We start from the raw sequence: 24,298 nt of genomic DNA on the forward strand, positions 1-24,298 counted from the left end.
CAAGCCGCCAAAGGCGGCACACATTGTTGCGCTGGCCGGCTCAATCGTCGCGCGGGCGGCCCCGCAGGGCCTTGGTGGCGCTGTGCCGGCTCTTGCTGTCCAGGCGCCGCCGCTGCGATCCCAGCGTGGGCCGGGTGGCGCGGCGAAGAATGGGTTCGGGATAGGCGGCGGCCACCAGCGCGTTGAGCCGCTGCAGCGCGGCGCGCAGGTTCTGCTCCTGCGTGCGGTATTGCTGGGCCTTGATGACGACCACGCCCTCGTTGGTGATGCGGCCGTCGCGCAGGGCCAGCAGGCGCTGCTGCACGGCCTCGGGCAGGCGCGAGGCGCGCACGTCGAAGCGCAGGTGCACGGCGCTGGAGACCTTGTTCACGTTCTGGCCGCCCGCGCCCTGGGCGCGCATGGCGCTCCACTGCACCTCATGCAGCTCGATGGGGCGCATGCGCTCAGGCATCCAGCGCAGCGGTCAATGCCGCCACAAAGGCATCGGGACGCTCATGCATGACCCAGTGGCCCGCGCCGGGCACCAGGGCCAGCCCCCGGAAGTCGCACGCATGGCGTGCAAAGGCCTGGGCCAGCTCCTGCATCATCGGGCCCGGGTAGAGCGCGTCGTGCTCGCCATAGATGGCCCATACGGGGCCGTCCACGGCCTGCAGGGCACGCGCCAGCACGTCGGTGTGCGAGAGGCGGCGGCGCGGAAGACGGTCACGCTCCACGTTGAGCACATGCAGGGCCAGCGTGTCCTCGTCGATGAGGCCGGCGTCATGCAGCATCAGCGCCTGCAGGTTGTAGCGGTGGGCCACGGCCTGCGCCTCGGGCGTGGCCAGGTGGCGCCAGCCCTTGAGCCGCACGGCCAGGCCCTTGCCCACGCCCATGCCGGGCGCCCCGGCCAGCACCAGGCGCCGGGCCAGCGTGCCGTCGGCGGCGGCCAGCATGCCGGCCGTCATGCCGCCAAAAGAGAAGCCGACCAGATCACACAGCGGGGCGGCGGGCGCGCCGCCATCGGCCAGCAGTTGCCGCAGGCCCTGGCGCAGCGGCTCGACCAGGGTGTCGGCATCCTGGCCGCCCGGCACGCCGTCGGAATCGCCGAAGCCGGGCAGGTCGGGTATCCACAGCTGGCGCCCCTGGGCCAGCAGCGCGTCCATGCAGCGCAGCCAGTGCGTCCAGCTGCCGCTGCCGCCGTGCAGCATGACGACGGGCAGCTCGCCCGCGCGTGCCTCGCCCCAGACATGCCAGACCATGTGCCCATCCTCGGGCTGCGCGGCAGACAGCGGCGTGGTCAGGCGCCGCGCCTGGGCGCGCAGGCGCTCAATGGCGGCGGGCGTATTCACCACTGGGCCACGGCGTCAATGGCCAGGCCGTAGCCGGCCACGCCAAAGCCGCACATCACGGCGCGCGCGGCGGCCGACAGGTAGGAGTGGTGGCGGAAGCTCTCGCGCGCATGCACGTTGCTGATGTGCAGCTCCACCAGCGGCACGCCCGTGCCCTTGACGGCATCCAGCAGGGCCACGCTGGTGTGGGTGTAGGCGGCGGCGTTGAAGATCAGGCCGGCCAGGCGGCCTTCGGCGTGCACACGGCCGGCTTCGTGGACCCAGTCCACCAGTTCGCCTTCATGGTTGCTCTGGCGAAATTCCAGCGCCAGCCCGTAGCGCGCGCATGCGGCTTCGCACAGCGCACGCACATCGGCCAGGGTCTGGGAGCCATAGATGGCGGGTTCACGCAGGCCCAGCAGGTTCAGGTTCGGGCCATTGAGGACATAGACGGTTTTCACGGCGGGGACACTCCAGGTTTCCAACGGGCTGGATTATGCGGGCCATCCCCGGCCCGGTCTTGGCGCAGGCGCCACGGAAAAAGCCGCCCCAAGGGGCGGCAAGAGTCGGTTCAGCGCGGTTCAGCTCAGATCAACGGCGCCAGTGGCCATGCCCGTGGCCATGGCCATGGCGGTACTCGCCACGGTATCCACCCCGGTAGCCGCCGCCATAGCCGTATCCGTAGCCGGGAACGACCACGACGGGCGGAGCACGGTAGACGGCGCGCGGCGCGTAGTAGACCGGAGGCGGGGGAGCGTAGTAGATGGGCTGGGGCGGCGCCACATAGACGGGGGCCGGCGCCACATAGACGGGCGGGCCATACATGCCCGGCGAATTCAGGCTGATGGACCAGTGCACATCGCCCCGGGCCTGGGCGGCGCCCGAAGCCACCAGGGCGGCCAATGCGAGGCCGGCTGCTGCTGCTCTTGCAACCCACGGGGAAGCTGTCGTTGTCATGGTGTCTCTCCTCGAAGTTGGACAGGCGTGGCAGGCATTGCCGCTGGTGCCGCCTCCCCGCACTTTGGCACAGGGGACGGCATACGCCCTGCATTCTCAACGCGCGAGAGGGGTCTACGGATGGCAGGCTTTTATACAAGTTTGTTTCCAAATGCCTCAACCCTTGGCTGGCGCGGCTGTCCGAAAGCCGTCCGGAGCGGGTCGGCAGGCGCGCGCCTACAATGCTGCGATGAGCTCTGCTGACGCCTCCCCCATCTCCAAAGATCCGGTCAAACCGAGTAACTTTCTGCGCCAAATCATCGAGGCCGACCTGGCCAACGGTACCTACGCCCAGCGCCGCTGGGGTGGAAGCCCCGGTGATGGCGACCACCACAACCAGGGCCAGGTGGACGTGGCGAAGATCCGCACACGCTTCCCGCCCGAGCCCAACGGCTACCTGCACGTGGGCCACGCCAAGGCCATCTGCCTGAACTTCGGCCTGGCGCGCGACTACCAAGGTGCCTGCCACCTGCGTTTCGACGACACCAATCCCGAGAAGGAAGACCAGGAGTACGTGGACAGCATCATCGATGCCGTCCATTGGCTGGGCTTCGGCTGGAAGGAAGCCGACGGTCACGAGAACCTGTACTTCGCCAGCAACTACTTCGACTTCATGTACCGCGCGGCCGAGTACCTGATCGAGCAGGGCCTGGCCTATGTGGACGAGCAAAGCGCCGACGACATGAAGGCCAACCGCGGCGATTTCTCGCGCCCCGGCGTGGACAGCCCGTTCCGCAGCCGCACGGTGGCCGAGAACATGGCGCGCTTTCGCGAAATGCGCGACGGCAAGCTGCCCGATGGCGCTGCCGTGCTGCGCGCAAAGATCGACATGGCATCGCCCAACATCAATCTGCGCGATCCCGCCATCTACCGCGTGCGCCATGCCGAGCACCACAACACCGGCAACCAGTGGTGCATCTACCCGATGTACACCTTCGCCCATCCCATCGAGGACGCGCTGGAGCACATCACCCACAGCATCTGCACGCTGGAGTTCGAGGACCAGCGCCCGTTCTACGACTGGCTGCTGGACCACCTGCGCGCAGGCGGCCTGATTGCCGCGCCGCAGCCGCGCCAGTACGAGTTCTCGCGCCTGCACCTGACCTATGTGATCACCAGCAAGCGCAAGCTCAAGCACCTGGTGGACAACGGCATCGTCAGCGGCTGGGATGATCCGCGCATGCCCACCATCGTCGGCCTGCGCCGCCGTGGCTACACGCCGCAGAGCATCCAGGCCTTCTGCGAGCGCATCGGCGTGACCAAGGACTACGCCTGGATCGACTACTCCACGCTGGAAGGCTGCCTGCGCGAAGACCTGGAGAACCAGGCCCATCGCGGCATGGTGGCGCTGGACCCGCTGAAGCTGGAGCTGACCAACTGGGCCGAGGTCTTCGGCAGCGCCGACCACCTGGAAGCCTGCGAGCTGCCCGCCCTGCCCCACGCCGCCGAAGGCCAGCAGGTGCCGGTGCGCCGCTTCACGCTGGGCCGCGAGGTGTGGATCGAGCGCGAGGACTTCGCCGAAGTGCCGCCCAAGGGCTACAAGCGCCTGTTCCCCGGCAACAAGGTGCGCCTGAAGGGCGGCTACGTGATCGAGTGCACGGGCTGCGAGAAGGATGCCGAGGGCAACGTCACCAAGGTGCTGGCCACCGTGGTGCCCGACACCAAGAGCGGCACGCCGGGCGCCGACAGCGTCAAGGTCAAGGCCGCCATCACCTGGGTGGGCGCGGCCGACGGCGTGCAGGCCGAAGTGCGCCTGTACGACCGCCTGTTCACCGACCCGCAGCCCGATGCGGGCGGCAAGGACTTCCTGGCCCTGCTCAACCCGGACAGCCTCAAGGTCGTGACGGCCTACGTGGAGCCGTCGCTGGCCCAGGCACAGCCTGACGACAAGTTCCAGTTCGAGCGCTTCGGCTACTTCGTGGCCGACCGCAAGGACCACGCACCGGGCAAGCCCGTGTTCAACCGCGCAACGGGTCTCAAGGACTCCTGGGGCAAGTAGGCGCACGGCCCGCTGGCGGGCACCTGCACCGCTCCCCCGAAGATGGCCCACCATCCTGCTTTGCAGGGGTGGGCCATCGCACATCGGCGCTTTTGCAGTGACCATGGCCTCAGCACAATTCCAGGCCATGAACCAAGCCTTGCCACAGGCGGCTTCCGCCGCCAAGTTCGACACCTCCCGCGCGGCCGAGTACGAGACGCAAAGCCGCATCGCCCTGGCCGGCTACGACGCCTGCCACGAGCTGGCCGCCTGCCTGCTGGCAGCCAGCCTGGATGCCGGGCCGAAGTCCGTGCTGATTGGCGGCGCCGGTGGCACGGGCCAGGAAATCCTGGCCACGGCGCGGCTCAGGCCGCAGTGGACATTCACGGCCGCCGACCCTTCGGCCCCCATGCTGGACCAGACCATGGACCGCATCGCAGCCGCCGGCCTGTCGGCCCAGGTGCGTGCAGCACCCTGTGCGGTGGAAGACCTGCCCGCCGGCACGGTGTTCGACGCGGCCACGCTGATCGGCGTGCTGCACCACATTCCTGACGATGCGGACAAGCTCAGGCTGCTGCAGGCCCTGTCGGCCAGGCTGGCGCCGGGTGCGCCCTTCATCCTGGCCTGCAATCGCCATCGCTACGACAGCGAGCCGCTGTTTCTCGAAGCCTGGGCCATGCGCTGGCGCATGGCAGGCGCGGACGAGGCCGCCGTCCATGCGAAACTCGGCAAGATCCGGCAGGGCGCGGTTCCACCCGCCTCGGAAGAGGCAGTGGAGCAGATGCTGGCCCAGGCCGGCTTCGTTCAGGCCAAGCGCTTTTTCTCCAGCCTGTTCTGGTGTGCGTGGATTGCCGCCAAGGCCTGATCGTCCCGAGCCGATCGTTCTTTCTCCGCCTTCCTTTCTTTGATTTGCCTTTCAGCATGAACTTCTCCGCACGCCTTCAGCAACTGCCCACCGTCACCCACCTCGCCGCGCTGCAGCTGGCCGATGCCCAGGGCCAGGTCGTGGCCACCATCGAGAACAAGCCCGGCCAGACCGGCTCCCTGGCCGTGTACCACGCGCTGGCCGCCCTCTACGGCGGCAGCATCACGCCGGCCGCCGCCGAACTGGGCCTGGAGTGGTATGCCGAGCACACGCAGGACGCCATCGCCTTCCCCGGCAAGCACCCCAACATCGACCGCCTGCTGGCCTGGTCCAAGGGTGCCGAGAGCTACCAGGCCCGCCTGCTCGCGGCTTGATCGCGGCCTGATTCCGCCTGGGTAAACACCGCGTCACAGAAGTTGCGCGGACTGGGGGCATCGGCTGACACGCCGGTGTCAACGCAGCGTGCACTTTGGCGTTCAAATGACATGTGCCTTGCCGCTTCGGCGCGCAAGGCGTTCCTGCCCAGGAGAACGCAATGCTGCAATCCGCCGTGCCCAGAGCACGCACCATGGCCCCCTCAGCTTCCCACGCCGGCGCCCTGCGCCTGAGCGTGCTGGGCCTGGCCGCCGCCCTGGCGCTGAGCGCCTGCAACGAATCCCAGGACAAGCCCCCGCAGGCCGCCAGCGCGCCGCTGCCGCCTGCCACCGAAAGCGCCCAGCCCGTCGCCACGCCCGTGGCCTATGTGCCGCCGTCGGCCGAGACGCTCTACCAGATGGTGGCGCCCATTGCGCTGTACCCCGACAAGCTCGTGGCCCAGGTGCTGGCCGCCTCCACCTATCCCGACCAGGTCGGCGCCGCCGAGGTCTGGCTGGGGCAGAACCCGGGCCTCAAGCCCCAGGAGCTGCAGGACGCCGTCAACGGCCAGGACTGGGACCCGTCGGTCAAGTCCCTGGCCCAGTTTCCCAACGTGCTGGCGCAGCTGTCTTCCAACATTCCCTGGACCACGGCCCTGGGCAGGGCCTACTACAACGATCCGGCCGACGTGATGAACGCCATCCAGGTGATGCGCCAGCGCGCCTACAAGGCCGGTACGCTCAAGGACTCCAGCCGGCTCAAGGTGGCCGTGGCCGCGGCCGATGCCCCGCCGCGCGATCCCCAGCCAGCGCCCCAGGACATGGGCGAGCCCCTGTCGTCCATGCTGCCGGTGCCGGTGATCGATGCGCCCTCGCAGTTCATCGAGATCACTCCCGCCCAGCCCGACACCGTCTATGTGCCGCAGTACGACCCGGGTGTGGTGTATGGCGAGCCGCTGCCGGTGTATGGCGGCTACCGCCCCATCGTGGCGCCGCAGCCCGTCTACGTGGGCAGTTCGGCCGCGCCCGTGGTGGCGGGGCTGATCGGCTTTGGCGCAGGCGTGATCCTCGCCGAGTCCGTGGACCGTCGCCCCTGGGGCTGGAACTCCTGGGGCATGCGCTGGGGCGAGCCCGGCTACCGCTGGCACCGCAACGAGCCGCCGCCACCGCCCTCGCGCCGGCCAGCCGTGATCTACAACAACAACACCTATGTGACACGCTCGACCACGGTGGTGCAGAACATCCGCAACACGCAGATCAACAACGGTGGCAACGTCACCCACATCGCGAACAACCCGCACGTCGAGCCCCGCCCTGCCGGCAACCCGCCCAACCCGCCACAGGGCGGCGATCCGCGCCCGGGCGGCATGGCCGCGGCGGCCCTGGCCGGCGCCGCCGGCATGGCAGGCGCGGCCGCCGCCGCGCATGGCGGCATGCCGCAGCGGCTGGGCCTGAGGCCACCGCAGGGCGGCCCGCCGGCGTCTTCCCAAGGCATGCTGCCGCCCGGCGCCACGCAAGGATCTGCCCGGCATGACGGCGCCGATCGCGGCCGCCCGGGCCTGCGGCCCGATGACCGGCCGCAGGCAGCGTTGCAGCCCAGGATGAACCCGGTGCCGGCCTCGCAGCCGGGCCAGTTCGGCAAGTGGCCGCAGGCTCCGCATTCGACCCAGGCTGCAGGGGTGCAGCGCCCGCCAGCCGCCCTGCCCGCTGCCGCCATGCCGGGCGAGCGGGGCCGCGATTCCCGCGTGCCTTCGTGGTCGTCTGCCGCCGCGCAGCAGGGCACGCGGCAGCAGGACCGGCAGGACCGCGACCGTTCCATGGCCGATGCCGCGCGCATGCGCCAGCAGCAGCAACAGCAGATGGAGATGCAGACCGCCCGCCTGCGTGGCGAGGAGCAGTCGCGGCAGCAACAGCAACAGCAACAACGGCAGCAACAACAGGCCCAGCGCCAGGCACAGATGCAGATGCAGGCCAGGGACCAGGCCCGCGAACAGGCGCAGATGCAGGCCCGCCAGCAGCAGTTGCAGCAACAACAGCAACAGCAACAAGCCCGTGCGCAGGAACAGATGCAGGCCAGAATGCAGGCCCAACAACAGGCGCAGCAGCAAGCGCAACGACAGGCCCAGATGCAGGAGCGTCAGGCGCAGCAGCAACGCATGCAGCTCCAGCAGGCACAGCAGGCCCAGGCGCGCGCCCAGCAGCAGCAGACCCGCGCGCAGCAGGAGCAGCGCCAACAGCAGCAGCGCATGGCCAACGCATCCCGCCCGCAGGAACGGCGCGGCGGACGTGACGAACGCCGGGACCGCTGAACGGCCCGGCAGAGGTTTGGCTTGGCGCACGCTTGGCGGACAATGGGGCGATCGATAACGGCCCCATGCCGGCGCCAAGCCCGCCGCTTCATCCATGCAGATACCGACGACGAATCCCCGCTCCCGCCGACTGTTCGTGCAATCCCTGTGCGCCTCGGGCGCGGGCCTGATCCTTCCCTCCTGGGCCGCCAAGGCCGCAGCGCCCTCCAGCGAATCCCCCTGGCCCCATGACAGCCGCGTGCCCGGCGGCGTGGCCCGCCTGTCGCTGGGGCCCGCATCCCAGCGGCCCCAGGTACTGGCCGGCGACGTGCCCGTGCTGGTGGTGGGCGACATGATCGAATGGACGGCCGTGGTCGGCATTGCGCTGTCGGCCGCACCTGGCACCCACAGCGTGACCGTGAAGGGCGAAGGCGCAGCGCGCTCCCTGGCCTACGAGGTGCGTGACAAGAAGTACACCGAGCAGCGCCTGAAGGTCTCGCCCAAGACCGTGGACCTGTCGCCCGAGGACGATGCGCGCTACCAGCGTGAGCGCGCCCACCAGCAGACCATCATGGCGCTGTTCACCGAGCCGCCCGCACGCCCCGGCGACCTGCGCATGCGCCAGCCCGTGCCGGGCCGGCGCAGCAGCAGCTTCGGCCTGCGCCGCGTGTTCAACGGCCAGCCGCGCAATCCGCACAGCGGCATGGACATCGCGGCAGCCACGGGCACCAACGTCGTCGCGCCGCTGCCGGGCAAGGTGGTGGACGTGGGCGACTATTTCTTCAACGGCGGCACCGTGTGGCTGGACCACGGCGGCGGCCTGCTGAGCATGTACTGCCACCTGAGCAGCGTGCAGTGCAAGCTGGGCGATCAGTTGGACACGGGAGAGGCCTTCTGCAAGGTCGGCGCCACGGGCCGCGTCACCGGCCCGCACCTGCACTGGGGCGTGATGCTCAACCGCAGCATGGTGGACCCGGCGCTGTTCCTGGCGGCGTGAACGGGGCTGTGGCGCCCGCCGGCGTCAGTGGTCGGCCGAGGGAATCGTGTTCTGCGGCGCCACCGGCGTGGGCACGGCGATGGAGTCGCGGTCCTGCGCCAGGTAGCGCGAGACCAGCTCGAAGAAGCTGTCGTAGAAGCCGCTCTTGGCAATCGTCTCGCTGCCCACCTTGACCATGGAGTCGCTGCCCGAGGAGAACGGCAGCGACACGGACCCCAGCGCACCCACGCCCAGGCTGGCCGAGTTGGCGCTCTTCTTCAGGGTATAGCGGTCCTGCAGCGCCGTGACAAAGCCGATGCTGACCTGGCCGTCGGCGGTCTCCGGCACGCAGACCACGCGGATGTTCATCTGCAGGTTCAGCTCCGGGTCGGGCTGGAAGCTCTTGCTGCCTTCTATGAGTTCGGCCGTGCGCGCCATGGCGATGTAGCCCTGGCTCAGCAGCGCGCGGCGCGCGGCCTCGCAGGTCTGGGCCGGCGAGGCATCGAACATGCGCGAGAAGGTCTCGGTGGAGCCGAAGCTCTCCTGCACCGGCACATGCTGGGGAATCGTCGAGCCGCAGCCCGCCAGCACCATGATGACGGCCAAAGCCCCTGCGCAGCGCATGCCACGCACCCTGTTTGCTGCACTCCAACGTCGATACACGAACCTGCTCCTTGCTCCGGTGCCGCTGCCTGCGGATGGCATGGCGGCTGGCCGCCTATTCTCACCCGAGCGCAATGCAATGGCCGGCAACTTTGCAGCAATCGGTTTTTCCGTCTACATCAAATAGATGCAAACGAATGTGAATAGCGCCCCGTTCTGACAAGCACCGCCGCGCATCTGCGTTATGGTGCCCCGGTTCGGCCACGGCCGGTGCGGCTCATGCCGCACCCGGGCTGCCCAAGCCTGCCGCCGCTGCGCCTGTACCTGTACCCATCAACCAAGGAACTCAACATGAAGCCAAGCTGGACCTGGTGCCTGCCCGTGATCGTCACCATGGGGCTCGGCGCCTGCAGCCATATCGACAAGGGCGGCAACGCCGAAGACGGAGCCAAGCCCCAGGTGTCGGCTCCTGCCGGCCCGCCCGGTGACGCCCAATCGCTGACCGCCTACCACTGGAGTCTTCGCCAGGCCTTCACGCCCCAGGGCACCGAAGACCAGAGCTGGTTCCTGACGGCCGCCTCGCGCAAGCGGCCCCTGCAACTGGAGTTCGCCGACCAGCGCCTGGCCGTCAAGAACCTGTGCAACGTGGTGACCACGGGCTACCGCACCGAAGGCAACCGCATCGCCACCCAGCGCGCCGCCAGCACGCTGATGGCCTGCGATGACGACCAGCTGATGGCGCTGGAGCAAAAGGTGGCCCGCATCCTGCCCACGGCCAAGCAATGGTCCGTGCAACTGGGCGAAGGCAAGCAGCCTGCGCGCCTGACGCTCACCTTCATCGACGGCACGCGCTGGCAGCTCGACGGCTCGCCCACGGCCCAGACCCAGTACGGCAGCGCAGGCGAACGCATCTTCCTGGAAGTGGCGCCCCAGCGCACGGCCTGCAACCACCCGCTGATCAAGGACTTCCAGTGCCTGCGCGTGCGCGAGATCCGCTACGGCGACAACGGCGTGAAGACCTCCACCGGCGAGTGGGAGAACTTCTACAGCGAGATCGAGGGCTACAAGCACGAGCCCGGCATCCGCAACGTGCTGCGCATCCAGCGCTACAAGCGCCAGAACGTGCCGGCCGACGCATCGGCCTACGCCTATGTGCTGGACATGGTGGTCGAGAGCGAGCGCGTGGGCCGCTGAGCGCGCCTGCTGCCCCACAGCCCTGAAGGCCTGCACTGCGCAGGCCTTTTTTGTGGGCTGCGCCTCACAGCACCGGACTGAGCATCGCCAGCAGGTTGTTCCAGATGCGCCGGCCCCAGGGCCAGGCGTGGACCTGGGCGGCGGTGATGCGGTCGGACTGGCGGATGTAGTCGGCCTGGCGCCGGCGGATGGCCTGGGTCACGGCCTCGTCCTGCAGCAGCACATTGTTCTCGAAGTTCAGGTCGAAGCTGCGCAGGTCCAGGTTGGTGGAGCCCAGCAAAGCCACCTGCCCGTCCACGCACAGGGTCTTGGCATGCAGCAGGCCGGGGCGGAATTCATGGAGCATGACGCCGGCACGCAGCAGGTAGCGGTAGGTGCTGCGGCTGGCCGCGCCCACGATCCACGAATCGTTGCGCGCGGGCAGGATGAGACTGACCTGCACGCCGCGCCAGGCGGCGGCGCACAGGGCCTCGAGCACCGTGGCGTCGGGAATGAAGTAAGGGGTGGAGATCACGACCTCGCGCCGTGCGCTGGCCAGCAGCGTGGACACGAGCTGCGAGGTGGAGCGGGGCCGCTCGGCCGGGCCTTCGGCAATGACGACGGCGGCAAAGCCGTCTGCAGGCCGGTCGGGCAGACCGTTTGCGGACCGGACAGCCAACGGCATGGGAGGAACCTGGGCGACGCTGCGTGCCTGCGCCCAGTCGCTGGCGAACACCTGCTGCATCTGCGCCACCACCGGACCCTGCATGCGCAGCATGACATCGACCCAGGGCGCATAGCGGGCCTTGACGGCAAAGGCTTCATCCGCGCAGTTCTGGCTGCCGCAGTAGGTGATGCGCTGGTCGATCACGGTGATCTTGCGGTGGTTGCGCAGGTCCAGGCGGCTGGTGAACATCACGCGGATCGGATGGCTGGTGGGCAGGGCCACGGCCAGCTGCACGCCCGCCTGGGCCATCTGCTGCCAGAGGTCGGTGCGCAGCAGCGCGCGCGAGCCCAGGCCGTCCACCATGGCGCGGCAGACCACGCCACGCCGTGCCGCGCGCACCAGCGCCTGGGCCACGGCCGTGCCCGTGTGATCAGCCAGCCAGATGTAGTACAGCACGTTGATTTCATGCTGGGCGGCGTCCATGTCGGCCAGCATGCGGGCGCGGGCCTCGGCGCCATCGGCCATGAGCTGCGCGGTGTGGCCCGGCTGTGCGGCAAAGCGGTTGATGGAGGCCGCATAGCCGAAGGCAGCCTGCCACTGCGGGGCGATGCCCGCTATCGGCACGGCGGCGCCGTGGTCCATGGCAGCGCCTGCCGCGAAGTCCTGCACCTTGCGGTACCGGGCCCGGCCGCGGCGGCGCAGCGTGACTTCGCCAAACAGGTAGTACAGCGCGCAACTGACGTAGGGCAGCAGCACGATGACGGTGAGCCAGCCCATGCGAACGTCGGGGCGCACATCGTCACGCAAAAGGATGCGCAGGCCGAAACCCGCGATGAGCAGCAGATGCAATGCGATAAGCAGCCAGGTCATGCGGCCAGCATAGCGGCGGCATTGCGGACCTGTTTCTCAGGCGCGCAATGTTTCACGGGGGCACGGGCCTTGATCTGCGGCGGGCGGCTACCCCCCGGCCATGGATACAGGAACAGAATTCCACGAAAAACCTGAATCATGACGAAAGTACACGCACACATCCCACGAAACCTTTCCGTTGGATGAAGAAAATGACGATGGCGTGACGGTTATGCCCAGCGACTGTGGGCCTGCCTGTGGACAAGCTTCGGGACAACCCGTGTTTGCGGCGCCAGCCTTGGCTTTGCCGGTGGCGCTCAAAAAACAGGCATGTTGCGCCGCCGCCGCAATGTTTCACGCAGCACCGGCAGGGTTCTCAGCGAAAGCGGAAACGGCCTTCGACGAACATGGAGGACCGGTGGCCGCCCTCGCTGGCCGGATCGGCAAAGGACCAGAAGGCCTGCACCGTTCCCTGCGCCGTGTCTATGACCTGGCTGACGGTGAAACCGGTTTTCTCGATCCAGTTGAGGAAGTGCAGGCTGTCGCTGACCTGCAGGTAGCTGAGCCGTTCGCAGCCGTCGGACACATGGCCCAGGGAATCGACCACATGCCAGACCATCTGGCCCTGCGGCGTGTACCGCACATCAGCCTTGCTATCGGGGAAATCGATGACCGCTTCGCGCCCGATCAAGGTGCCGGCGTATTGCATGGACAACATGGACATGGTGTGTTGCTCCTCTGATGCGGGGTTCTGGCCTGACCCGTGATGGCATGTTCACGCGCCGCGTCCCCGGTGTTTGTGGGAGCAGGCCGCATGCCTTCGTCGGCAGCATGGCGCAGGCGGTTCGGCCTGCAGGGCGGCGGCATTTCGCAGATACTGCGCGTGCTCTGCCACGGACTTCCGATCTTGCCCTCCTCCCCGCTTCCCCCCACTTCGGCCGACAGCCCCGCTGCCGGCCTGCGCAACAGCGCCTTCGTCCCTTTCGTCATGGCGCGCATGCTGTCCATGTTCGCCCAGCAGATGCAGGCCGTGGTCGTCGCCTGGCAGGTCTACGACCTGACGCGCGACCCCATGTCCCTGGCCTATGTGGGACTGGCCCAGTTCCTGCCCATGCTGGCGCTGCTGATTCCGGCAGGCGACCTCAGCGACCGCATGAGCCGCAAGCGCCTGCTGTCGGGCAGCTGGGCCGTGGCGGCGCTGTGCTCCCTGCTGCTGCTGTGGCTGTCCTGGCACGAGGGCGCTGCCGCGCACGATGTGCACTGGATCTACGCGGTGCTGGTGCTGTTCGGTTGCAGCCGCGCCTTCACGGGGCCGGCCCTGCAAAGCCTGCTGCCGCAGATCGTGCCGCGCGAGCAACTGGCCCAGGCGCTGGCCACCAACAGCATGCTGATGCGCACGGCCGCCATCGCGGCGCCCGTGCTGGGCGGCCTGCTCTACGCCTGGGGCGGCGCCGTGCTGACCTATGCGGTCTGCGGCGTGTCCCTGGTGCTGGCCGTGCTGCTGCTGGGCACGGTGCCCGTGCGCTATGCCGAAGCCATGGCGCCGGCCGGCGGCTCGCTGTGGCTGCGCTTTGGCGAAGGCATCCACTTCATCCGCACGCGCCCCATCATCCTGGGCACGATTTCGCTGGACCTGTTCGCCGTGCTGCTGGGCGGCGTGGTGGCCCTGCTTCCCGTGTACGCGCACGAGGTGCTCAAGGTCGGGCCCGAAGGCCTGGGCCTGCTGCGCTCGTCCATGACCGTGGGCGAGGTGGCCATGGGCCTGTGGCTGTCGGCCCGCCCCATACAGCGCCATGTGGGCCGCGTGATGTTCGCCGCCGTGGCCATCTTCGGCGTGGCCAATCTGGTGTTTGCGCTGTCGCACTGGTTCTGGCTGTCCATGGCGGCGCTGATGCTCGCGGGTGCGGCCGACATGGTGAGCGTGTACATCCGCTCGGCCCTGGTGCAGTTTTCCACGCCCGACTCCATGCGCGGGCGCGTGAACGCGGTGAACATGCTGTTCATCGGCTCGTCCAACGAACTGGGCGAGTTCCGTGCCGGCACCAGCGCCGCCTGGCTGGGCGCGGTGCCCGCTGCCGTGGTGGGCAGCCTGTGCACGCTGGGCGTGGTCGGCAGCTGGATGACCCTGTTCAAGCCGCTGCGCGACGTGGACCGGCTGGAAGACGCGGCCCGCGTGGGCCAGGGCTAAAGCAGCTCGGCCCGCAGCTGCTGCGCAGTTTTGGGCGACAGCAGGCCGGGCGCGACGTCAAAGACGGTCCTGCAGCCCGTCTGCCCCGATTGCTGCAGCCGGTGCACGGCGCGCGCATAGGCCACGAGCACGCTGGCCGTGAACTCCGGGTTGCTGTCCAGCTGCAGCCGGTATTCGATGGAATGGCGCAGCCCATCGGAGCTGCTGCCGCTGCGGATGACGAAGCCGCCATGCGGCATGGCCGCATGGTCACGGGCCAGCTCCTGCGCGCTGATGAAGTGCACCGTGGTGTCGTACTCGTCGAAGTAATGCGGCATGCCGGTGATGGCCTGGCGCACGCCGTCGGCATCGGCCCCATGCTCCAGCACCACAAAGCACTCGCGCCGGTGCCGCTCGCGCGCAGACAGTTCGGGCCGCACGCCGCTGCGCACGCGCTGCACGGCCTCGTCCACGGGAATGGTGTACTGCACGCCGCCGGCCACGCCGGGAATGCGGCGGATGGCGTCGGAGTGCCCCTGGCTCAGGCCCTTGCCCCAGAAGGTGTAGGTGGCGCCATCGGGCAGCAGGGCCTCGCCCATGAGGCGCTGCAGGGAGAACATGCCCGGGTCCCAGCCGGCCGAGATCAGCGCCGTGGTGCCCGCCGCGCGGGCCGCCGCGTCGACCAGCTCGAAATGCCCGGGAATGCGCGCATGCGTGTCAAAGCTGTCCACCAGGCTGAAATGCGCGGCCAGCGCGGGGGACTGCTGCGGCAGGTCGTCCTTGGAGCCGCCGCACAGCACCAGCACGTCGATGCCTGCGCGATGGGCCAGCAGGCTGTCCATGCCGTGCACGGGCGGGCCGGGCTGCAGCGGACGCAGCTGCGCCGGATCGCGGCGGGTGTAGATGCCGGCCAGCACCATGTCGGGGTTGCGGGCAATGGCCGCCTCCACGCCACGGCCCAGGTTGCCGTGGCCGACGATGGCGATGCGGATGGGAGCGGTGCTGCGATGGTCCATGCGGTGCGGTGCCTTTGCGATGAGGTTCAAAAACTGCGGCTCGAAAATGAGGTTCATGCGCCAGCGCAGAACCAGGCGCGATCTTGCATCGCCACGGAGCCGCCAGTCGTGCACTGCCGGGCAGCACTGCGTTGCCCTGCGCGGGGGTACTGAGCGGCGATGTTGGGCAGGGGCATTGGGAGAGGGTCGTGGGCCGTGGTGGACAGCAGCGCCTACACTCACGCCCTCATGTCCCAGCCCTCATCCCCCATCGCCCAGCCGCTGCCCTCGGAGTGCGGCGACGCACCGCTGCACATCCTCTGGCGCGACGAGCACCTGGTGGCGGTCTACAAGCCCGCAGGCTGGCTGGTGCACCGCACGGGACTGGACGCGCACGAGACGCGCTTCGTGCTGCAGACCTTGCGCGACCAGCTGGGCTGCCATGTGCACCCTGCGCACCGGCTGGACAAGGGCACCTGCGGCGTGCTGGTGATGGCCCTGCATGCCCAGGCCGCGCAGCGGCTGGGCCAGGCGTTTGCCGGGCAGCAAGTGCGCAAGCAATACCTGGCGCTGGTGCGCGGCTGGCTGCCCGATGCGGTGGAGGTGGACCATGCCCTCCGACCCGACGATGCGCCCGAGGACGCGCCAGCCCAGCCCGCACGGACTGCGCTGCGCTGCTTGGCCCGGCTCGAATGGCCCGAGGCCTTTGATCCGCGCCATGCGGCCACGCGGATTTCGCTGGTCCAGGCGCTGCCTGCCACGGGCCGGCGCCACCAGATACGCCGCCATCTCAAGCATGTGGCCCATCCCATCATTGGCGACGCCACGCACGGCAAGGGGCCGCTGAACCGCTGGTGGGCCGAGCGCCTGGGCCTGCAGCGGCTGTGGCTGCATGCCCATGCGCTGGAGCTGGCGCACCCGATGACGGGCGAGCCGCTGCGCTTGGAGGCCGACTGGAGCCGGCTGGGCCATGTGCCCGATGTGCAGCAATGGCGCGCGCTGTGCGCCCTGCCCGGCTGGCAGGCCTGTGCGGGCCTGCCGGCGACGGCCGGGCTGGATCAGGCAGCTTCGGCAGGCGCGCCCGTTTCAGGCTGCTCCATCAGCGGCGCGGCCACGTAGGCGTAGTCGGCCGAGGCATCGGCCTTGAGCACGCCCGACAGCAGCTCCACCAGGCGCTCGTTGCCCATCTTGAAGCCGCAGGCCTGGGCATGGCCGCCGCCGCCGAAGCTTTCGGCCAGCGCAATGCAGTTGAACTCCGAGCGCGATCGCAGCCCGACCTTCACGCCCTTGGTGCTGGCATGCCACATCAGCGCGAAGCTGCCGCTCTGGCGCGCCAGCAGGTCGCCGACCTGGCTGTGGAACATGCCGGGGCAGTTGACCATCAGGCCCTGCATGCCGTTGAAGACCAGGGGCTGGGCGGACTCGGAAATGTCGGCGCACAGCTTCTGGAATTTCTCGTCCATGGCGCCGCCGCGTGCCATGAAGGCAGCTTCCTGCTCGGGCGTGAAGGCCGCGATCTCGGCCCAGCGCTCGAAGCTGCGCGGCTCCATGTCCAGCGCCGCGAGAAAGCCCGCGCTCTCGGCGAATTCCCACTTCCAGATGTCGCGGTCCTCGATGAAGCGGATCAGGCCCGGCACGGGCTTGTCGGCCTGGAAGAACTCCCAGGCCAGGCGCGCGCCGGACTTGTTCATGTCGAAGTGCACGACGCCGCAGCGGCACTGGTAGCCGGTGAGCTTTTCGGCAGCGCTCTTGTGGTGGTCCAGCACCACGAGCTTGGACACGCGCGACTCGATCTCGGCCATCAGCTCGGGCTCGAAGGCGAAGTCCAACACGTAGACCGCGCGGCCGGCCAGCTCGCCCAGGTCGTCGGCCTTCAGGATCTCGCCATGGTCCAGTCCGCGGAATTCGGCCTGCCCGCCGTAGAACAGCCAGGCCGCCAGCGCCGCGCCATAGCCGTCCGGGCAGCGGCGGCCGTGGTACAGGATCAGGGGCTGGGGATCGTCATGCTCAGGACGCACGAACAATTGCAGGGGCAGGATGGTGTTTTTCATGATGGGGGCGATTGTCGGTCCTGGCGCCATTCCCCTGCATCTGCGCCAACTCCCGGGCCAGGGCATTGCGCGGGCAGCTATCAAAGAACGTAGCGCAAAGCCGCGGCAGCACAAGGCCTATCGGCGCGGCAGACGGCATAGGCAAACCCCAGGACCTATCATGTCCGCCTTGTCATTGAATTGCTGCGACCGCCTGCGGACCCGCTTGGCGTGCAGGCCGTCGCGGCCCCTGTATGCGATCCACACCCGACATCACCCCCCATCTCGGCTCCCTGCTGAAGTTCCGCCACGACCTGCATGCCCACCCCGAGCTGCGCTACGAGGAGCACCGCACCGGCGACAAGGTGGCGGCCTATCTCCAGGCGCTGGGGCTGCAGGTGCACCGCGGGCTGGGCCGGACCGGCGTGGTGGCAAGCATCCACGGCCGGGGGCACAGCGCCGCCAACCCGGGCCGCAGCCTCGGCATCCGTGCCGACATGGATGCGCTGCCGGTGACGGAACTCAATGCCTTCGGCCACGCCAGCCAGAACCCGGGCTGCATGCATGCCTGCGGCCATGACGGCCATACCACCATGCTGCTGGGTGCGGCCACGCTGCTGGCGCAGCAGCCCGATTTCGATGGCACGGTGCACCTGATCTTCCAGCCCGCCGAGGAAGGCGGCGCAGGCGCCAAGGCCATGATGGAGGACGGCCTGTTCGAGCGATTCCCCTGCGAGGCCGTGTTCGCGCTGCACAACTGGCCTGCCCTGCCTGCCGGCGAAATGGCGGTGCGCGTGGGGCCCATCATGGCGTCCACGCTGCGTTTCGAGATCCGCGTGCACGGCAAGGGCGGGCACGCTGCCATGCCCCACACCACGCTGGACCCGATTCCCGTGGCCTGCGCCATCGTCGGCCAGCTGCAGACCCTGGTGTCGCGCAGCACCGATCCGCTGGACAGCGCCGTGCTCACCGTGGGCAAGATCACCAGCGGCACGGTGGAGAACATCATTCCCGACGAGGCCAGCATCTTCGGCACGGTGCGCGCCCTCAGGACCGAGACGCAGCAGATGTTCATCGAAGGCATGCAGCGCATCAGCGAGCATGTGGCGGCCGCCCATCTGTGCCGCGCCGAGTTCATCCTCAAGCCCGGCTATCCCAACACCACCAACCACGCGCACGAGGCCCGCTTCATGGCCGATGTGATGCGCGAGGCGGTGGGCGAGGACCGCACCCACGCCGACATCCTGCCGGCCATGACGGCCGAGGACTTCGGCTTCATGCTCGAGGCCGTGCCCGGCGCCTATGGCTGGATAGGCAACGGTCCCGCCACGGGCCAGCCCGGCGTGGGCCTGCACAATCCCGGCTACGACTTCAACGACGACAACCTGGGACGTGGCGCACGCTTTTGGGATCTGCTGGCGCGCCGCTGGCTGGAGCAGCCCGCCAACCAGGCCAGGGACTGAGACAGGCCGCGCCAGGGCCGCGACCCTGGCGTGCCTACGGCCTCAGACGCCGGCAGCCCTCACTTGAAGATCCACCCACTCGGCGGCAGGCAGCGGCCGGCCGTAGTGGTAGCCCTGGAACAGCACATCCTGGTTCCAGGCGCGCAGGGTGCCGGCCTGCTCCTCGGTCTCCACGCCTTCGGCCACCACGCGCAGGTGCAGGCGACGGGCCATGAGCAAAATGGCCTCGACCATGGCGGCATTGCCGGGCGAGGCATGGCAGTCCTGCACAAAGGACTTGTCGATCTTGAGTTCACGGAACGGCAGCCGCTGCAGATAGGCCAGCGATGAATAGCCGGTGCCGAAGTCGTCCAGCCCCATCTCCACGCCCAGCAGCTGCAGCTCGGTCATGCGCTCGCGCGCCTCGTCCACGTCGCGCATGACCACGCTTTCCGTGACCTCCAGCGTCAGCCGGCGCGGGTCGGCGCCGGTGGTGGCCAGGATGCGCTTGAGCTTGTTCACCACATCGGGCTGGCGGAACTGCCGCCAGCTGACGTTGACCGACAGCCGCCAGCCGTGCTGCACGAATTCGGGCCGCACCAGCATGCGGCAGGCCTGCTCCAGCATCCAGTCTCCCAGCTGCACGATCAGGTCCGACTCCTCTGCCACGGCAATGAAGTCGCCGGGCTCGACCATGCCCAGGCGCGGATGGTTCCAGCGCACCAGCACCTCGGCGCCCACGCAGCGCCCCATGCGGTCCACCTGGGACTGCAGGTAGGGCTGCAGCTCGCCGGCAGGGATGGCGCGGCGCAGGTCTTTTTCGATGCGAAAGCGCTTGCCCACGGCCTCGGCCATGTCGGGCTGGAAGATGACGACCTGGCCCAGACCGGCCTGCTTGGCCTGGTGCAGGGCCACGCCGGCGCGGCGCAGCACGTCATGGCCGCCGCTGTCGGTGCGCGAGGCGGCAAAGCTGGCCGCGCCGATGCTGCAGCTGGCCTGCACTTCCTCGCCGGTTTCCTCCAGCCACAGCGGCCGCTCCAGCGCGTCCTGCAGCACCTGGGCCAGGGCGCGCATGTGCTGGTCGACCTCGGCGGCCTCGTGGCCTGCCTTCTCCAGCAGCACGGCGAATTCGTCGGCGCCCATGCGGGCCAGCAGCACGCCGTCGGGCAGGGCATCGGCCAGGCGCAGCGCCAGCGCGCCCAGCAGCGCGTCGCCGCGCACCGTGCCTCGCACGTCGTTGAAGGCCGTGAAGCGGTCCATGTCCAGCAGCAGCAGGCCGTGGCGCGGCTCGCCCCCCTTGCCGCCCTCGCGGAACTCGCGCGCCAGCGCGCGCAGCCGCTGGGTCAGCGACAGGCGGTTGGGCAGGCCGGTGAGCGCATCGAAATGCGCCAGCGCATGGATCTGGCGCTCCGCGCGCATGCGCTCGGACAGGTCCTGCTTGAGCTCCACATAGTTGACGATGCTGCCGTCCGAGGCCCGTATCGGCGCCACGAGCACGGCCTCGGGCAGGTCCTCGCCCTGGCGCGTGCGGTTGGTCATCTGGCCACGCCACAGCGCGCCCCGGCCCAGCTGGTGCAGCGCCTCTTCCCAGGCCGGAGCATCCAGCCCCATGGTGGAGTAGCGGTGCGTGGGCTGGCCCAGGACTTCGTTGCGCGCAAAGCCCGTGCGCTGCAAAAAGGCCTCGTTCACATAGACGATGTTCTGGTGCACGTCGGTGATGACGATGCTCTCGGGGTTCTGCTCCACGGCGCGGTAGAACTTGCGCAGATCGTCCTGGTGCTGCTCCAGCGCGCCCAGTGTGTCCTGCAGCTCCTGGGCGCGGCGGATCAGGCTGCGCCGCGCCATCAGCGTGACCGTGCCCGTCAGCCCCAGCATGCCCACGAAGTAGAGCATGGAGAACACGGGCGAGGTCTCGCGCTGGCCGATCCAGTCAACGCCTTCCCGGCCCGCCACCCAGAAACCGGCCATCGTCAGCACGGACAGGACCAGCATGACCAGCGTGGTGCGCACGCCCAGCACCCAGGCGCACATGACCAGCAGGGCAGGAAAGGCCAGCACCGAGCCGCTTTGCACGCCGCCCGTGGCGGCCACCACGGTCACGGCCGCCGTCCAGGTGCCCCAGACAAGCACATTGGAGGCCAGCCGCCAGTGCCGGCGCCAGCCCAGCAGCACGGCACCGAAGCTCACGCCTGCGGCAACCAGGTTCAGCCGCACGCTGAGCCAGGGAACGGGGTCCTGCATCAGCAGCGCCATGGCCAGCATCACGGTGAGGCTGGTGATCCATATGCTGCCCACCAGGACCACCCTGCGCAGGGACAAATGGGTTTCCGCCTCGACTCGATGACGCCGCATGAAAAAGCCCCAACAGAGAAAGAACACTCAACATGCTAGCGGTCGGCGCCGCCTGCGGCTGTGGTGGTTGTGCCACCGCCCCGGTCGGACGCGCTCTTGCACCAAACAGGGTATGCGGGCGCCGGTTCAGGGCGCGCTTTTGCGCTCGCGCGGCGGCCGCTTGCGCGCCTTGACGGCGTCCTTGCGCGCCTGGCGCTCGGCATCGCGTTGCTGGCCCACGGCCAGCCATTGCGCGTACTCCTCGGGAGTCTCCAGCGTGATGCGGCCCAGGACCGCTGCGCGGAAATCCGTGAGCACCAGCTCGGCCGCCTTTTGCACATTGACACGTCCGCCGCCCATCATGGCGCCGCGGCGCCGGCCGATGGCGTCCAGCAGCTCGTCGTCGTGCAGGGCGGCGATGCGTTCGTTGTCCAGGCCCAGCTTGTAGCGCGCCTCCAGCATGTCCGCGTAGTTCTTCTGCAGATAGCCCAGCAGCTCCAGCGCCACCAGTTCCTCGTCATAGGCGTTGCGGCCGACGGCGCCGCTGGCGGCCAGGTTGTAGCCGCTTTGCTCGACGATGATGCGCGGCCACAGCATGCCGGGCGTGTCCCAGAGGTAGAAGTCGTCGGCCAGCACGATGCGCTGCTCCAGCTTGGTGATGCCGGCCTCGTCCCCCGTCTTGGCCTGCCGCTTGCCGCTCATGGAGTTGATCAGCGTGGACTTGCCCACGTTGGGGATGCCGCAGATCAGCACGCGCATGGGCTTGGCCATGCCGCCACGGTTCGGCGCCAGCAGCTTGCAGGCCTCGATCAGCCGGCGCGTGGGCGCGGGCTCGGAGGCGTCCAGCGCAATGGCGCGCGTGTCGCTCTGGGCGTTGTACCAGTCCAGCCACAGCGGCGTGCGCGCGGCATCGGCCAGGTCCTGCTTGTTGAGCACCTGCAGGCGCGGCTTGTGGCCCGTCAGCTCCTGCAGCAGCGGGTTGCTGCTCGACCCCGGCAGGCGCGCATCCAGCACTTCGATGACCACATCGATTTCCTTGACGCGCTCGGTGATCACCTTGCGCGTGAGATTCATGTGACCGGGGAACCACTGTATGGCCATGGGATTACTTTCTGGGAAACGGGGGGACTGGCAGGGGCGCAAGGATAATTCATGGCTTGCGCAGACAGGATGCAACAACGCGCGGCGCCCCGGCGCAACCCGCAGACTTCCATTTTTTCTTGCGCAAGCCGCAATTGTCCCCCGCTTTTACGCCCAGCCTCACTGCCCATGTCCTTGCCCGATACCCCCTCGTCCCGCTCCGCCTCGCGCAAGGCAGACATCGAACTGCTGATCAAGGGCGTGACCTGCGCCGTGATCGGGCTGGTGATTCTGCTGGCGCCACAGTTCATGGCGCCCGGGGGCATCGTGCAGATGATGGCCCAGTCGTACCTGGTCGGCTGGTTCGCCCTGCTGCTGGGCACGGCCTTCATCGTGCTGTTTGCGGTGCGCCGCAGCAAGGCGCGGCGCTGAGCATGGTGCAGGGGCCGCTGGAGCAGGCGCTGTCGCAGATCCAGCTGTGGCAGCAGCGCGCCCAGGCCGCAGGCATTGCTCTGCGCCCTGCGCCGCCCCAGCCCACGAGCTGCTGCGGCCGCGGCTGCAACGGCTGCGTCTGGGAGGGCTTCTACGACGCCGTGCTGTTCTGGTGCGAGGACGCAGGCCAGGCGCTGGGCGCCGGGCGGGGTTGAAGCGCGCTCAGCGCAGGTTCTCCGGCGCCATGTAGCGCAGGCGCCATTCCTCGAACGACAGCGTGTCCGCGGCCTCGATGTCGCGCTGCTCCTGCACGGACTGCGCCGACCATTGCTCGAAGCGCTGCTGCTGCGCCTGGCTCCAGGGCAGGGCCAGCAGCGAGTCGCGGGCCTGCTCGGACCGGGCCAGCGTGAAGTTCGCAAAGCTGTTGCCGTATGCGCCCGTCAGCTCGCCCAGCACATGGGCCGACGGCGTGCGCTCGGGGTGCTCCAGGCGCTCCAGCGCCTGGGCCAGGGCGGCGCTGTAGTCCAGCGTGCCGTGGGTGCTGTCCAGCGCCTGGGCGTAGGGTCGGCACTGGTCCAGCACTTCATGGGCCCAGTCGCGCAGCGGCACTTCTCGGCCGGCGCGCACCAGCTGCAGGCCCGGCTCGCGGCCGCGCTCGGCCGTCAGGTGCTGGTTGTGCTTGAGTTCCGCGATCTCGTCCGGCGTATCCGGCGGGCTGTCGGCGTTCAGGCAGTGCAGCAGGAACACGTCCAGCATGCGCATGGTGGGCGCGGCAATGCCCACGTCCTCGAAGGGATCGAGGTCCATCAGGCGCACCTCCACATACTCCACGCCGCGCTCGCGCAGCGCGTGCAGCGGGCGCTCGCCGCGGCTGACGGTGCGCTTGGGGCGGATGGTGCCGTAGAACTCGTTTTCGATCTGCAGCAGGCCCGTGCCCAGCTGGTTGTAGTCGCCGCCCGGGTTGCGCACGCCCAGCATCTCATAGGCGGGATAGGGCTGGGTCAGCGCGTCGTACAGCGAATTCGCATAGCCTTCCAGGCCGTTGTAGCTGACGTTGATGCTGGCCTGCGCATCGCTCTGGTAGCCCAGGCGCCCCATGCGCAGCGAGGTGGCGTGGGGCAGGTACAGCGCCTGGCCCGTATTGCCCAGCGGCTGCAGCCGGTGCTCGCGCCCCTCGACGAAACAGGGACACAGCGCGGGCGACGCGCCATACAGGTACAGCAGCACGAAGGCATGGCGCCGGAAATTGCGGATGAGCGAGAAATACTGGTCGCTGGTCACGCCGGGCAGCGACCAGTTGTAGTGGATGCCCGAAATCGTCTGCATGCGCCGGCCGTAGCGGTGGCCCAGCCCCATGCGGTACACGCTCTTGGAGCGGCCCGAGTGCGAGGAGCCGTAGCGCGCCAGCGGAATCGTCTCGTCCGTGGGCAGCTGGCAGGGCATGCTGGACGACCACAGCATCTCGCCACCCGCATCGCGCAGGCTGCGCAGCACGAACTGGTGGATCTGCACCAGCTCGTCCAGGCATTCCTGCACGCCCAGCCGCGCGCCGGTGATCAGCTCGATCTGCGATTCGCTGTAGTCGGTGGTGATGTGCGGATGCGTGAGCGCCGAGCCCAGCGCCAGGGGATGCGGCGTCAGTGCCAGGCTGCCGGAAGGCAGCACGCGCAGGCCCTCCTTTTCTATGCCACGGCGTATGCCCTTGAGCCGCTCAGGACCGGGAACCGCCATGGATGCCTGCGATGTTTTCATTCTTGTTTACCGAT

24 protein-coding genes are annotated in these 24,298 nt (G+C 68.8%); 12 read left to right on the forward strand and 12 right to left on the reverse strand.

The window, feature by feature from the left end; translation table 11 throughout:
- Positions 1-40: 40 nt before the first annotated feature.
- The 4 genes from arfB to G4D77_RS06480 all read right to left on the reverse strand — a co-directional run bounded on the left by arfB (position 41) and on the right by G4D77_RS06480 (position 2,264).
- A complete protein-coding gene (gene arfB, locus G4D77_RS06465) occupies positions 41-451 on the reverse strand; it encodes an alternative ribosome rescue aminoacyl-tRNA hydrolase ArfB (protein WP_154834851.1) in 411 nt (136 codons plus the stop codon).
- A complete protein-coding gene (locus G4D77_RS06470) occupies positions 444-1,328 on the reverse strand; it encodes an alpha/beta fold hydrolase (protein ID WP_154834852.1) in 885 nt (294 codons plus the stop codon). The genes arfB and G4D77_RS06470 overlap by 8 nt, the downstream gene beginning before the upstream one ends.
- Entirely contained in the window at positions 1,325-1,768 is a 444-nt protein-coding gene (gene aroQ, locus G4D77_RS06475) for a type II 3-dehydroquinate dehydratase (protein WP_065347358.1), read from the reverse strand. Before aroQ ends, G4D77_RS06470 begins: the two co-directional genes overlap by 4 nt.
- A gap of 130 nt (positions 1,769-1,898) precedes the next feature.
- The gene (locus G4D77_RS06480) at positions 1,899-2,264 is read right to left on the reverse strand and encodes a hypothetical protein (protein WP_154834853.1); all 366 of its coding nucleotides are present in this window, start codon (positions 2,262-2,264) and stop codon (positions 1,899-1,901) included.
- Positions 2,265-2,493: 229 nt separating this feature from the next.
- Between G4D77_RS06480 and G4D77_RS06485 the strand changes: the two genes are divergently transcribed.
- The 5 genes from G4D77_RS06485 (at position 2,494) to G4D77_RS06505 (ending at position 8,784) form a co-directional block, all read left to right on the forward strand.
- The gene (locus G4D77_RS06485; protein ID WP_154834854.1) at positions 2,494-4,302 is read left to right on the forward strand and encodes a glutamine--tRNA ligase/YqeY domain fusion protein; all 1,809 of its coding nucleotides are present in this window, start codon (positions 2,494-2,496) and stop codon (positions 4,300-4,302) included.
- Positions 4,303-4,429: 127 nt separating this feature from the next.
- Entirely contained in the window at positions 4,430-5,146 is a 717-nt protein-coding gene (locus tag G4D77_RS06490; protein ID WP_047325724.1) for a class I SAM-dependent methyltransferase, read from the forward strand.
- 56 nt (positions 5,147-5,202) lie between these two features.
- The gene (locus G4D77_RS06495) at positions 5,203-5,520 is read left to right on the forward strand and encodes a DUF2322 family protein (protein WP_016453887.1); all 318 of its coding nucleotides are present in this window, start codon (positions 5,203-5,205) and stop codon (positions 5,518-5,520) included.
- Positions 5,521-5,681: 161 nt separating this feature from the next.
- Entirely contained in the window at positions 5,682-7,808 is a 2,127-nt protein-coding gene (locus G4D77_RS06500) for a DUF3300 domain-containing protein (RefSeq protein WP_154834855.1), read from the forward strand.
- A 94-nt stretch (positions 7,809-7,902) separates the two neighbouring features.
- Positions 7,903-8,784: a peptidoglycan DD-metalloendopeptidase family protein gene (locus tag G4D77_RS06505; protein WP_016450475.1), complete on the forward strand. Its 882-nt coding sequence runs from the start codon at positions 7,903-7,905 to the stop codon at positions 8,782-8,784.
- A gap of 24 nt (positions 8,785-8,808) precedes the next feature.
- On the opposite strand, the gene G4D77_RS06510 is transcribed toward G4D77_RS06505, so the two are convergent.
- Positions 8,809-9,387 carry a DUF2242 domain-containing protein gene (locus G4D77_RS06510; protein ID WP_016450474.1) on the reverse strand — a complete coding sequence of 193 codons (579 nt, stop codon included), beginning with the start codon at positions 9,385-9,387 and terminating at the stop codon, positions 8,809-8,811.
- Here G4D77_RS06510 and G4D77_RS06515 point away from each other — a divergent pair.
- Together G4D77_RS06515 and G4D77_RS06520 are read left to right on the forward strand one after the other, a co-directional pair.
- Complete coding sequence (locus G4D77_RS06515; protein WP_193726155.1) at positions 9,386-9,553, forward strand: hypothetical protein; 168 nt, start codon at positions 9,386-9,388, stop codon at positions 9,551-9,553. The genes G4D77_RS06510 and G4D77_RS06515 overlap by 2 nt on opposite strands.
- A gap of 164 nt (positions 9,554-9,717) precedes the next feature.
- Positions 9,718-10,560: an META and DUF4377 domain-containing protein gene (locus G4D77_RS06520; protein ID WP_016450473.1), complete on the forward strand. Its 843-nt coding sequence runs from the start codon at positions 9,718-9,720 to the stop codon at positions 10,558-10,560.
- 64 nt (positions 10,561-10,624) lie between these two features.
- Here the strand turns inward: G4D77_RS06520 and cls are convergent, their stop codons facing one another.
- Together cls and G4D77_RS06530 are read right to left on the reverse strand one after the other, a co-directional pair.
- Positions 10,625-12,076 (reverse strand): cardiolipin synthase, encoded by a 1,452-nt coding sequence (gene cls, locus G4D77_RS06525; RefSeq protein WP_016453891.1) that lies wholly within the window; start codon positions 12,074-12,076, stop codon positions 10,625-10,627.
- A 355-nt stretch (positions 12,077-12,431) separates the two neighbouring features.
- Positions 12,432-12,779, reverse strand: a complete 348-nt coding sequence (locus G4D77_RS06530; protein WP_012204400.1) for a MoaF-related domain-containing protein — start codon at positions 12,777-12,779, stop codon at positions 12,432-12,434.
- 90 nt (positions 12,780-12,869) lie between these two features.
- Here G4D77_RS06530 and G4D77_RS06535 point away from each other — a divergent pair, with 90 nt between their 5' ends.
- Entirely contained in the window at positions 12,870-14,243 is a 1,374-nt protein-coding gene (locus tag G4D77_RS06535; RefSeq protein WP_016450471.1) for an MFS transporter, read from the forward strand.
- On the opposite strand, the gene G4D77_RS06540 is transcribed toward G4D77_RS06535, so the two are convergent.
- Positions 14,240-15,238 carry a diaminopimelate dehydrogenase gene (locus G4D77_RS06540; RefSeq protein WP_154836394.1) on the reverse strand — a complete coding sequence of 333 codons (999 nt, stop codon included), beginning with the start codon at positions 15,236-15,238 and terminating at the stop codon, positions 14,240-14,242. The genes G4D77_RS06535 and G4D77_RS06540 overlap by 4 nt on opposite strands.
- Positions 15,239-15,466: 228 nt before the next feature.
- On the opposite strand from G4D77_RS06540, the gene G4D77_RS06545 reads away from it, so the two are divergent.
- Positions 15,467-16,336: a pseudouridine synthase gene (locus tag G4D77_RS06545; RefSeq protein WP_223275230.1), complete on the forward strand. Its 870-nt coding sequence runs from the start codon at positions 15,467-15,469 to the stop codon at positions 16,334-16,336.
- On the opposite strand, the gene G4D77_RS06550 is transcribed toward G4D77_RS06545, so the two are convergent.
- Positions 16,276-17,268, reverse strand: a complete 993-nt coding sequence (locus tag G4D77_RS06550) for a DHH family phosphoesterase (protein WP_154834856.1) — start codon at positions 17,266-17,268, stop codon at positions 16,276-16,278. The two genes, G4D77_RS06545 and G4D77_RS06550, sit on opposite strands and share 61 nt — an antisense overlap.
- Positions 17,269-17,501: 233 nt before the next feature.
- On the opposite strand from G4D77_RS06550, the gene G4D77_RS06555 reads away from it, so the two are divergent.
- Entirely contained in the window at positions 17,502-18,710 is a 1,209-nt protein-coding gene (locus G4D77_RS06555; RefSeq protein ID WP_154834857.1) for a M20 aminoacylase family protein, read from the forward strand.
- Positions 18,711-18,752: 42 nt separating this feature from the next.
- Here the strand turns inward: G4D77_RS06555 and G4D77_RS06560 are convergent, their stop codons facing one another.
- Together G4D77_RS06560 and ylqF are read right to left on the reverse strand one after the other, a co-directional pair.
- Positions 18,753-21,041, reverse strand: a complete 2,289-nt coding sequence (locus G4D77_RS06560; RefSeq protein ID WP_154834858.1) for a putative bifunctional diguanylate cyclase/phosphodiesterase — start codon at positions 21,039-21,041, stop codon at positions 18,753-18,755.
- Between the two features lie 126 nt (positions 21,042-21,167).
- Positions 21,168-22,121 (reverse strand): ribosome biogenesis GTPase YlqF, encoded by a 954-nt coding sequence (gene ylqF, locus G4D77_RS06565; protein WP_016453899.1) that lies wholly within the window; start codon positions 22,119-22,121, stop codon positions 21,168-21,170.
- Between the two features lie 168 nt (positions 22,122-22,289).
- On the opposite strand from ylqF, the gene G4D77_RS06570 reads away from it, so the two are divergent.
- Positions 22,290-22,532, forward strand: coding sequence for a hypothetical protein (locus G4D77_RS06570; RefSeq protein ID WP_013803403.1), 243 nt, complete (start codon positions 22,290-22,292; stop codon positions 22,530-22,532).
- A 2-nt stretch (positions 22,533-22,534) separates the two neighbouring features.
- The gene (locus G4D77_RS06575) at positions 22,535-22,747 is read left to right on the forward strand and encodes an oxidoreductase-like domain-containing protein (RefSeq protein ID WP_016450464.1); all 213 of its coding nucleotides are present in this window, start codon (positions 22,535-22,537) and stop codon (positions 22,745-22,747) included.
- A 7-nt stretch (positions 22,748-22,754) separates the two neighbouring features.
- Here the strand turns inward: G4D77_RS06575 and gshA are convergent, their stop codons facing one another.
- The gene (gene gshA / locus G4D77_RS06580; protein ID WP_154834859.1) at positions 22,755-24,284 is read right to left on the reverse strand and encodes a glutamate--cysteine ligase; all 1,530 of its coding nucleotides are present in this window, start codon (positions 24,282-24,284) and stop codon (positions 22,755-22,757) included.
- Positions 24,285-24,298: the final 14 nt, after the last annotated feature.

The sequence above is a fragment of the Delftia sp. WY8 genome, from assembly GCF_018437695.1.
GTDB lineage: Bacteria > Pseudomonadota > Gammaproteobacteria > Burkholderiales > Burkholderiaceae_C > Comamonas > Comamonas tsuruhatensis.